9 protein-coding genes and 1 pseudogene are annotated in these 9,989 nt (G+C 63.1%); 8 read left to right on the forward strand and 2 right to left on the reverse strand.

Annotated features, from left to right (window positions below):
- Positions 1-124 precede the first annotated feature (124 nt).
- The gene (locus BLR85_RS21950) at positions 125-436 is read left to right on the forward strand and encodes a cupin domain-containing protein (RefSeq protein ID WP_093162420.1); all 312 of its coding nucleotides are present in this window, start codon (positions 125-127) and stop codon (positions 434-436) included.
- Between the two features lie 185 nt (positions 437-621).
- Complete coding sequence (locus BLR85_RS21955; RefSeq protein WP_093162423.1) at positions 622-1,032, forward strand: DUF4864 domain-containing protein; 411 nt, start codon at positions 622-624, stop codon at positions 1,030-1,032.
- Positions 1,033-1,050: 18 nt separating this feature from the next.
- On the opposite strand, the gene BLR85_RS21960 is transcribed toward BLR85_RS21955, so the two are convergent.
- A complete protein-coding gene (locus BLR85_RS21960) occupies positions 1,051-1,251 on the reverse strand; it encodes a SlyX family protein (protein WP_093162426.1) in 201 nt (66 codons plus the stop codon).
- Positions 1,252-1,359: 108 nt separating this feature from the next.
- Here BLR85_RS21960 and hisS point away from each other — a divergent pair, with 108 nt between their 5' ends.
- The 4 genes from hisS to BLR85_RS21980 all read left to right on the forward strand — a co-directional run bounded on the left by hisS (position 1,360) and on the right by BLR85_RS21980 (position 6,423).
- On the forward strand, positions 1,360-2,907 hold the full coding sequence (gene hisS, locus BLR85_RS21965; RefSeq protein ID WP_093162429.1) for a histidine--tRNA ligase: 1,548 nt from the start codon (positions 1,360-1,362) through the stop codon (positions 2,905-2,907).
- A 5-nt stretch (positions 2,908-2,912) separates the two neighbouring features.
- A complete protein-coding gene (locus BLR85_RS21970) occupies positions 2,913-4,025 on the forward strand; it encodes an ATP phosphoribosyltransferase regulatory subunit (protein ID WP_093162432.1) in 1,113 nt (370 codons plus the stop codon).
- Positions 4,022-4,726, forward strand: a complete 705-nt coding sequence (gene hisG / locus BLR85_RS21975) for an ATP phosphoribosyltransferase (protein ID WP_093162435.1) — start codon at positions 4,022-4,024, stop codon at positions 4,724-4,726. Before BLR85_RS21970 ends, hisG begins: the two co-directional genes overlap by 4 nt.
- A gap of 149 nt (positions 4,727-4,875) precedes the next feature.
- Positions 4,876-6,423, forward strand: coding sequence for an ArnT family glycosyltransferase (locus BLR85_RS21980; protein WP_139188500.1), 1,548 nt, complete (start codon positions 4,876-4,878; stop codon positions 6,421-6,423).
- 51 nt (positions 6,424-6,474) lie between these two features.
- Here the strand turns inward: BLR85_RS21980 and BLR85_RS21985 are convergent, their stop codons facing one another.
- Complete coding sequence (locus tag BLR85_RS21985; RefSeq protein ID WP_170844699.1) at positions 6,475-6,906, reverse strand: DUF1489 family protein; 432 nt, start codon at positions 6,904-6,906, stop codon at positions 6,475-6,477.
- Positions 6,907-7,029: 123 nt separating this feature from the next.
- Between BLR85_RS21985 and BLR85_RS21990 the strand changes: the two genes are divergently transcribed.
- Both BLR85_RS21990 and BLR85_RS29985 read left to right on the forward strand, forming a co-directional pair.
- Complete coding sequence (locus tag BLR85_RS21990; RefSeq protein WP_093162443.1) at positions 7,030-9,294, forward strand: adenosylcobalamin-dependent ribonucleoside-diphosphate reductase; 2,265 nt, start codon at positions 7,030-7,032, stop codon at positions 9,292-9,294.
- A gap of 516 nt (positions 9,295-9,810) precedes the next feature.
- Positions 9,811-9,989, forward strand: a pseudogene (locus BLR85_RS29985) (integrase); the annotation flags it as partial.

Below are 9,989 nucleotides of genomic sequence, written 5' to 3' on the forward strand. Positions count from 1 at the left end.
CTCCACGTTTCGGACCGGTAGAGCGTTTGCCGCCAACTGGCCGCATAGATTCCGCGCATTGGCGCTGACGCTGCAAAATCATCTGGACTATCGACGGCGTGCAATTACTCAGTGGGGCAGCTACATGTGCAGCAAATCCGGCTCGGCGACAGCAACGGTCGTGATCGAGAACACGCGGGTCAAGGTGACCGAGTGGCGTTTCGCAAAACGGGGCGACAATACAGGCTGGCACCGGCATGCCCATGATTACGTTGTTGTCCCCCAGTTCGACGGAGAGTTGGAGATCGCTCTCGGGAACGGTCAGCGGACCACGGCGCTGATGAAATCCGGCGTCCCCTATTACCGCGAGATCGGCGTTGAACATGACGTCATCAACGCGAACGATTTCGAATGCGCCTTCGTGGAAATCGAACTGCTCGAACCTCGACCGTCCTGATCACACCCATAGGCGGATCCCCTGCGTTCTGCCCTGCCCCAGCCAATTCTTTCCCGCCGCGCAGCGGCGCCTGGCCCCAATCGGGTGAGATGCCGAAGGCGTCGATCCCGGAGGGGGAGCGCCCGCGCAGCCGGATTGACCGGCGTCGATGCGGCGCTAATTCTGAGTGCAGGGAGGAGTGAACCATGATCGCACGCACAACATTTCCCGCCTTCTTGCTCAGCATGACGGCATTCGCCAGCCCGGCCCAGCAGGCTGACCCTGCCGCCATCGAGACCGTCATACGCGACCAGCTCGCCGATTTCACCGAGGATGACTGGGTCGGGGCGTTCGAGCACGCCTCGCCCAATATCCGCCGTATCTTCGGCTCGGCGGAAAATTTCGGCGCCATGGTCCGCAACGGCTACCCAATGGTCTGGCGCCCGTCCGAGGCGCGTTTCGGCAAGCTTTCCGAACGCACTGGCCGCGCGCTCCAGCGCGTGATCGTGTTCGACGACGCCGGCGTCCCTCATGCACTGGAATACGAGATGATCCAGGTCGACGGCGCCTGGAAGATCAACGGTGTTCGCTTCCTTCAGGCAAGTACCGGCGCCTGAGGCTTCGCGATCCCGGTTCTAGTAATGCGGCGGGCGTTCGTCGGCGAGCACCACGCCGCCGGTGCCTTCGCTCTCCTGCTCGGCAGCCCGCATCAGCAGCATCTGGACGCGCCGGTTGAGTAGGTCGATCTCGTCGGCCTGCCTGGCCACGATCTCCGAGAGCTCCTCGGTTGTCCGCCGCAGATGGGCCAGTTCTTCTTCTATCTTTTGTTCGGCCATTTACTGCTCCGATTTGTGACCTTTTTCCCGGCTGCCCGCCCCGCCCGCTTGCGACCACGCCCCCCTTGGGCTAGACGCGGGCCCGAACGAGGACCAAGGATCACCGACATGGCGAAGGACAAGAAGCCCCGCCGCCCCCGGGCGGAGACGCCGAAGGGCTTCCGTGACTATTTTGGCGCGGAAGTGGCTGAGCGCAACCAGATGTTGAGCCAGATTGCCGAGGTCTATCATCTTTACGGTTTCGACCCGCTGGAAACCGCCGCCGTGGAAACGGTGGAAGCGCTCGGAAAATACCTCCCCGACGTCGACCGCCCCAACGAGGGTGTCTTTGCCTGGGAAGAGGATGGCGACTGGCTGGCGCTGCGCTACGACCTGACCGCCCCACTCGCCCGCGTGGCCGCGCAGTTCCGCAACGATTTGCCCAACCCCTATCGCCGCTATGCGATGGGTCCTGTCTGGCGCAACGAGAAGCCTGGCCCCGGCCGCTACCGGCAGTTTTACCAATGCGATGCTGACACGGTCGGCTCCGCCAGCCCGGCCGCCGATGCCGAGATCTGCGCGATGCTGTCGGACACGCTGGAAGCGGTCGGCATTCCGCGTGGGGATTACGTAATTCGAGTGAATAGCCGCAAGGTGTTGAATGGTGTGCTAACCTCGGTGACACGAGGGGCCGAGCGAAACGACATAGAACGAATGACCGCTGCCGAGTTGTCGGACTACAAAACGTTCGAGTTGAAGGGACTTGAGGAAGATCCCGCAAAAGACGCAATCATGCGAACCTTGGACAAGTTCGATAAGGTTGGCGTTGACGGGGTGTTCAATCTGCTTACCGGAGGACGCCACGATCAATCGGGAGCATTCATCGATGGTGTCAACTTATCCGATGAGATGGCCAAGGGCTACGTTGAGTTCCTCCAAGCTCGTGGGCAATCCAACGAAGAAACGCTAGCAAATCTGCGAAGAATACTTCGATTCTCGGCCATCGGTATGGAAGGTGTGCACGAGCTTGAGACCATTGCGTCGCTTCTAGCCGCTCAAGGATACGACTCAGATCGTATCGTTATTGACCCATCCGTTGTCCGTGGCCTCGGCTATTACACCGGCCCCGTTTACGAAGCCGAACTGACCTTCGAAATCACAGACGAGAAGGGCCGCAAACAGCAATTCGGCTCCGTCGCCGGTGGCGGGCGCTATGACGATCTGGTCAAGCGCTTCACCGGTCAGGCCGTGCCGGCTACCGGTGTGTCCATCGGTGTCGACCGCTTGCTGGCCGCGCTGCGCGCCAAGGGCCGCATGGATGGCAAGTCCGCCGGGCCGGTCGTGGTGACGGTGATGGACCGCAACCGCATGGCCGAGTACCAGGCGATGGTCGGCGAGCTGCGTCAGGCCGGCATCCCGGCCGAGGTCTATCTCGGCAACCCGAAGAATTTCGGCAACCAGCTCAAATATGCCGACAAGCGCCTCTCTCCGGTCGCCGTGATCCAGGGCGAGGACGAGGCCGCGCGCGGCGTGGTGCAGGTCAAGGATCTCGTGCTCGGCGCCAAGATCGCCGAGAACGCGAGCCTTGAGGAATGGAAGTCGCAACCGGCTCAGCGCGAGATTGCCCGCGCCGATCTGGTCGTCGAGATCCGCAAGATGCTGGAGGGGGAGGTCTGAGACCAATGCCCAGCAAGGAACAAGTCAGGGCGGAGGCTGCGCGCCTCCAGGACTACTTTCGTGGCTCGGGCGCGCAAGCGGTCGAGCCGGATATCCTGCAACCGGCCCACGCGTTGCTCGACCTCTATGGCGAGGACATTCGCGCCCGCGCCTACGTGACGGCAGACCCGCTGATGGGCGAGCAGATGCTGCGGCCGGACTTTACGGTCCCGGTGGTGCAGATGCATGTCGCCTCCGGTGGCGGCGAGGCGCGTTATACCTATGCCGGCGAAGTGTTCCGCCGCCAGGAAGTGGCCGAACCCGGCCGCTCCAACGAGTATTTCCAGGTCGGCATGGAGATCTTCGACGCCGAGGACCCGGCCGAGGCCGAAGCCGAGATCTTTGCCCGCTTCACCGCCGCGCTGGCCCCGCTGGGACTGCGGGCGGCGATGGGCGATATCGGGCTTTTGACCGCTGTCGTGCAGGGGTTGGAGACCAGCGAGGCGCGCCGCAGCGCGCTCATGCGCCATATCTGGCGGCCCAAGCGCTTCCGCGCGCTGCTCGACCGCTATGCAGGCCGCAGCAAGGTGCCGACCGCACGGGCAACGATGCTGAAACGGCTGCAGAACGAGGCGCCGGAGGAGATCATCTCCGATGCCGGACTGATCATCGGCCTGCGCGAGCCCACCGAGATCATCGAGCGGATGCGCACCCTTCAGGCCGAAGCCGCCGAACCACCATTGTCGGGGCATCTCGTCGAAATGATCGACGACCTGCTCGACATCCGCGAGACGCCGGCCAATGCGCTCGACCGGCTGCGCGACATCGCGGTGGACCTGCCGGCGCTGGACATGGCCGTGGAGCGGCTGGAACGGCGGCTGGAAGCGATGCGCTCGCATGGCGTGGATCTCGACAGGGTCGAGTTCGAAGCGAGCTATGGCCGCACGACGATGGAATATTACGACGGCTTCGTCTTCGGCTTCTATGCCGGAATGTATCCGCATCTGCCGCCGGTTGCTTCGGGCGGGCGCTATGACGCGCTGACCCGGGTGCTGGCACAGGGGCGCGAGATCCCGGCCGTGGGCGGCATGATCCGCCCCGGGCTGGTTCTGGAGCTTGGCCAGGAGGGCGGACTATGACGCTGAAACTGGGAGTTCCGTCCAAGGGCCGGTTGATGGAGAAGACCTTCGACTGGTTCGGGGAACGCGGGCTGGAAATTCGCCGCACCGGCTCGGACCGGGAATATGCCGGCTCTGTCGGCGGCATTGACGGTGTCGATCTCGTGCTGCTTTCCGCGGGCGAGATCCCGCGCGAGTTGCAGGCGGGCCGCATCCATCTCGGCGTGACCGGCACGGACCTCGTGCGCGAACGCATTGCCGGCTGGGAAAGCCGCGTCGAGGAACTGGCCAGGATGGGCTTCGGCCAGGCAGACCTGATCATCGCCGTTCCGAGATGCTGGGTCGATGTCGACACCGTGGACGATCTGGACGCAGCCGCCGCCGCCTTCCGCCGGGAACACGGCCACCGCCTCCGGATCGCGACCAAGTATCACCGGCTGGTGCGGGAATATCTGCGCGATGCCGGCGTCGCCGATTACAAGCTGGTGGACAGCCAGGGCGCGACCGAGGGCACGGTCAAGAACCTGACCGCCGAGGCCGTGGCCGACATCACCTCCACCGGTGAGACGCTCCGGGCCAATCACCTCAAGATCCTTTCGGACGGCCTGATACACCGCAGCCAGGCGACGCTGTTCAAATCGCGAGCCGCGCTGTGGGAAGATGCCGAGCGCAAGGCCTACCGGGAGCTGACGGGACGGCTGGCAAGCTTCCGCGACAGTTGAAGTGCCGCGAAAGCCTCCGCCGCCGTGCAAACATCGCGGCGGTCGCACTTTCGCTCAGCAGATCAATCCCGATTGACGGCTCGGACTTCTTGTCGAAAAACCGTACGTGCTCTAGGGGATCATGGCCCTAGTCTCGAAAGGAGTTCCAATTGAGTTCGACCGGTGACCAGCCTCCTGCATCCCCCGCGACGGAACGGGTGTACTCGATCGGATTCTTCGAGATCCCGTCGAGGCACCTGCCCATCCTGGTAACAATCATTCTCATTCTCTGGGTGGTTTCGTTCCAGGGGAGAATGCTGCATCTCGGTGAGCTCGATCTCTATGACGAGTTCTACACGCTCGACCGCACGACCGGCTTTGCACGGCATGACGACTGGCTGAACGTCTACCGAAACAACGAAATCTCCTTTCGCAAGCCACCCCTGCAATACTGGTTCGGCGCATTGCTGCTGGAGCAGGGGTACGACTGGACCTTCGGCCTGCGGGCCCCGTCCATGGCGTTCGCCCTGGGTAGCCTGATTGCAACGGGTTTCCTGGCCGCGCTCGTGCTGCCCGGAAACCCGTGGGTGATCCCGGTTGCGGTGCTGTTCCTGACTGTCTCGCGCCGGTTCTGGATCAGCGCCTCGCAGGCCCTGCTCGACACGGGAGTGCTGTTTTTCGTCACCGTCTCGCTGGTGGCGGCGATGCTCGCGCTCAGACGCCCCGTGTGGTGGTACCTCATGGCGCTCGCAGTCGGGTTGGGGGCACTGCAAAAGGCGCCTGTCGCCTTGATCTTCGTGACGCTCTTCCTGCTGTTCACCGGTCTGACAGCCCGCTGGCACCCCTACAATTTCAGGCGCTTCCTGACGAACCGGCATTTCCTGATCTCGGTCGCACTCGCCCTCGCGATCTCGGCCTCCTGGTATGTCTTCCAGATCGCCCAGCACGGCTTGGTCGTCCTCAAGATCGGCTTCGGCGAACAGATGTTCGACCGTTTTGCCCCGACATCCGACGTCCAAAGGACGCGAAACCTAGCACAGGTGGTGGATCACCTTATCGGCGGGGAGGAAATGCTGCGATGGTGCGCGGTGGTCGCTTTGGCGCTTCTGCCCTGGCGGCTGAAGCGATACGACCTGCTGCCGCTGCCGATGATGCTCGTGGCCTACCTGCTGGCGGTCGGCTTCGCCGATGGCGGCGTTTCCCCGCGATATACCCTTTATTTCGCCTCGATCTTCGCGGTCTCCATCGCCGCGGTTCTGCTCACCCTGCTGATCAAGCCCCGCACTTTGTCCGCGCTTGTCGTGGTCCTGGCGCTCGCGATGGGCGGGCCGGTGCGCTCGCCGATGGATCTCAGGTTGCTCCCGCGAGACCTGCGGATGCGTCAGATCGAGATGCTGGCGCGAATCTCCGCCGAGCAGGTCCCGTCCGAGCAGCTCGTCTACTGCAACTGGGACCCCGCCACGCGCATCCCGCCCGGGGCCGTCTCCGTTTACGGCTCCGCCAACCGGCCCTATTTGCAACCCGAGGGGCATGAAGGTTTCCGGGAAATGGTCGAGAACGGCGAGATTACCGGCCCGATGCGGGGGCTGTGTCCGACCGATCAAGTCCAGGACGTGGAGCCTTACGTGAACGGCTTTCAGGTCGTCGACACGCTGTCGCATGGCAGCCGCCATTACACCTACTGGACCGCGGATTCTGCGCGCGCCGTCGAGGAGTAAAGCGGAGAGCCGTTTGCCCAGGAGCGAAGCCGCAGGCGCGCAACCAGTGCCTTACCGCACCCCGATTTCCGCCAGCGCCGCCGACAGTTCCGGCGGCAGCGTGTCCTCGTGCTGGCGGGCTTCGGCAAGGTCGGCCGGCGAATCTTCCGGCTTGAGATAGCGCCAGCCCTGGAAGGGGCGCCGGGGGACGCTTTCCGTGCGGTGGACCTCCGGGTCCAGCACCAGCGCGCAACGGGTGATCCCGTCTCCGCCCAGAACTTCGTCGAGCCGCAGAAGGCGCTGGCGGGCGAGGATCAAGCCCTTGAAAACCCAGTAGAGCGAACCGCCATTGAGCAACTCCTCGCCGCGCTTGGGCCACATGCGGGTAACGTGGCGCGGCAGGCCGTCCGGCCCGTGGGCGCGCGGCGTCTGCTGCCACAGCAGCAGGTCCTCGACCCTTTCGGCGCCGACACAGAGCTTGACCAGGTTGATATGCTTATCCACAGATTCCCCCACAGGCAGGCCATATAATGTAGCCGCTTCCTGCCTGAGAGCAAATGCTAGTGGCATTCACATCGACTTCACGCTAGTCTGGTTGTCTGTTTTCGCCCCCCAAAGGAAACGTGCATGACTCGCTTTGCCGCCCCGATTTCCGAGTCCATCTGGGACATGAAATACCGCCTCAAGCAGGCGGATGGCACGCCGATCGACCAGACGGTCGAGGATAGCTGGCGGCGGATCGCGCGGTCGCTGGCCCAGAACGAGGCCGAGCCGGCGACGTGGGAAGAACGCTTCTATGGCGCGCTGGAAAATTTCCGTTTTCTGCCGGCCGGGCGGATCACCGCGGGCGCCGGCACGGGCCGGTCGGTGACGCTGTTCAACTGCTTCGTCATGGGCACGATCCCGGACGATATGGGCGGCATTTTCGACATGCTGAAGGAAGCCGCGCTGACCATGCAGCAGGGCGGCGGAATCGGCTATGATTTCTCGACCATTCGTCCGCGCGGCGCGGATGTGAAGGGCGTGGCGGCCGATGCTTCGGGCCCGCTCTCCTTCATGGATGTCTGGGACGCAATGTGCCGCACGATCATGTCTGCGGGTTCCCGGCGGGGCGCGATGATGGCAACGATGCGCTGCGACCACCCCGATATCGAGGATTTCATCACCGCCAAGTCGGACCCGGCGCGGCTGCGCATGTTCAACATGTCAGTGCTCGTGACCGACGCGTTCATGGACGCGGTGAAGGCGGACGGGCCTTGGGAGCTGCAATTCGACGGCAAGGTCTATCACACCGTCGAGGCGCGCGACCTGTGGAACCGCATCATGCGGGCGACTTATGATTACGCCGAGCCGGGGGTGATCTTCATCGACCGCATCAACGCGATGAACAACCTTGCCTATTGCGAGGAGATCTCGGCAACCAACCCCTGCGGCGAGCAGCCCCTGCCCCCTTATGGCGCCTGCCTGCTGGGCTCGGTCAATCTCGCCCGGCTGGTCTCGGACCCGTTCGAGCCGGGTGCTGCGCTCGACGAAGCCGAGCTTGACGCGCTCGTGGGAACCGCGGTTCGGATGATGGACAACGTGGTCGATATCAGCCGCTTTCCCCTGCCCGAACAGGCGCAGGAGGCGCAAGCCAAGCGCCGGATCGGCCTCGGGGTGACCGGGCTTGCCGATGCCCTGCTCATGGTGGGCCAGCGTTACGGATCCGAGGAAGCGGCGCGTCTGACCGAACACTGGTTGCACCGGATCGCCCGCGCCGCCTATCGGGCGTCAGTGCAATTGGCACGGGAGAAGGGTGCTTTCCCGCTTTTCGAAGCTGAAAAATACCTCGCCAGCGGCTCGCTCCCGCATATGGACGAGGACGTGCGCGCCGAGATCGCCGAACACGGCATTCGCAACGCGCTGCTGACCTCCATAGCGCCCACCGGCACGATCAGCCTCTATGCAGGCAATGTCTCCTCCGGGATCGAGCCGGTCTTTGCCTATGCCTATACCCGCAAGGTGCTGCAAAAGGACGGCTCGCGCAGCGAGGAAGAAGTGATCGACTATGCCCTGCGGCTCTGGCGGGACAAGCATGGCGACACCGCCCTGCCGGACCATTTCGTCGACGCCCAGACGCTGGCTCCCGCGGATCACGTCCGCATGCAGGCGGCGGCGCAGAAATGGGTGGACAGCTCGATCTCGAAGACGATCAACTGCCCGGAAGACATCGATTTCGACAGCTTCCAGGATGTCTACCTTCAAGCCTGGGAGCAGGGTTGCAAGGGCTGCACGACCTACCGGCCGAATGAAGTGACCGGCTCGGTGCTCTCCGTCAGCGAGAGTGAGGAGACGAGCCCGGATATCGACCGGGGTGCCGATGTCATCTACCTCTCCGAACCGCTGGACCGGCCGAAGGCGCTGGAAGGCGCGACCTACAAGGTGAAATGGCCCGACAGCGAGCACGCGATCTATATCACCATCAACGACATTATCCTGAACGGCACGCGGCGGCCCTTCGAGGTCTTCATCAACTCCAAGAACATGGAACATTTCGCCTGGACCGTCGCGCTGACGCGGATGATCTCGGCGGTTTTCCGGCGTGGGGGCGATGTTTCCTTCGTGGTGGAGGAGCTGAAGGCCGTGTTCGACCCGCGTGGCGGCGCCTGGATGGAGGGGAAATACATCCCGTCGATTCTTGCGGCGATCGGCGGCATAATCGAACGCCACCTGATCTCCATCGGCTTTATCGAAGGTGAGGGACTTGGGCTCAAATCGGACCCGGAAGCCGAACGCATGACCGCCGGCGAGCGCCCCAAAGGCCCCGCTTGTCCCTCCTGCGGCCAATACGCGATGCGCATGGTCGAAGGCTGCCGCACCTGCATGAATTGCGGTCATTCCAAGTGTAGCTGATCAGGCCCGTGCGTGTTTTTTGTTCTGACTACCAATTCTTGGCCAGCGGCGGGTTCAAAAGGTCCATTTTGCAATCAATTGGTGTCCATCGGGCCTTAAAGGACGAAAACAGGCCAGAAGCCTGCGCGCCTACAACGAGTTTGAAACGAAAAACAGGACGGAGGGGGTTGGGGCGTTCTTTACGTTGTCGATACGGTTCTGATCGGCCGGGACACTTTCGACATTTTCTGCTCGCGCCTTCAGCCGCATTTGGACCGATCGTCTGCAAAGTCTACTGAGCCGCCGGCTATGGTTTTTGCCGCGAATGGCCGCTCTCCGCCCTTCATTCCGGACCTCAGGCTGTGCGAAGCTGGAGAGATGCGTCCGCAGCGAATGGCAAGAACTTGATAAAGCTGCCTCACACCTCTACCCAAAATTTCGTCGTCCTCACTGCTGGGCGGCTCCCGAGGGGAGTATGCTTATTTTCCAACGCTGGGTTGGCGCTGTGGAAGGGAGTGGCGGATGTGAGGAAACGTCATGGAAAACGTGAACCTTCCCGCCATTCGCGCTTGCCGGCCACCTTGGAACAAGGGACGAGTTGTCGGCCAGAAGAGACCGCTGCTGCCGAAGCATGTCTGGGCAATTCGGGTACGGCTCGAGCTTGCCGAGCGGCACCGTGACTTGGCGCTCTTCAACCTCGCGATCGACAGCAAGCT

This window comes from Aliiruegeria lutimaris, assembly GCF_900099935.1.
Classification (GTDB): Bacteria; Pseudomonadota; Alphaproteobacteria; order Rhodobacterales; family Rhodobacteraceae; genus Tropicimonas; species Tropicimonas lutimaris.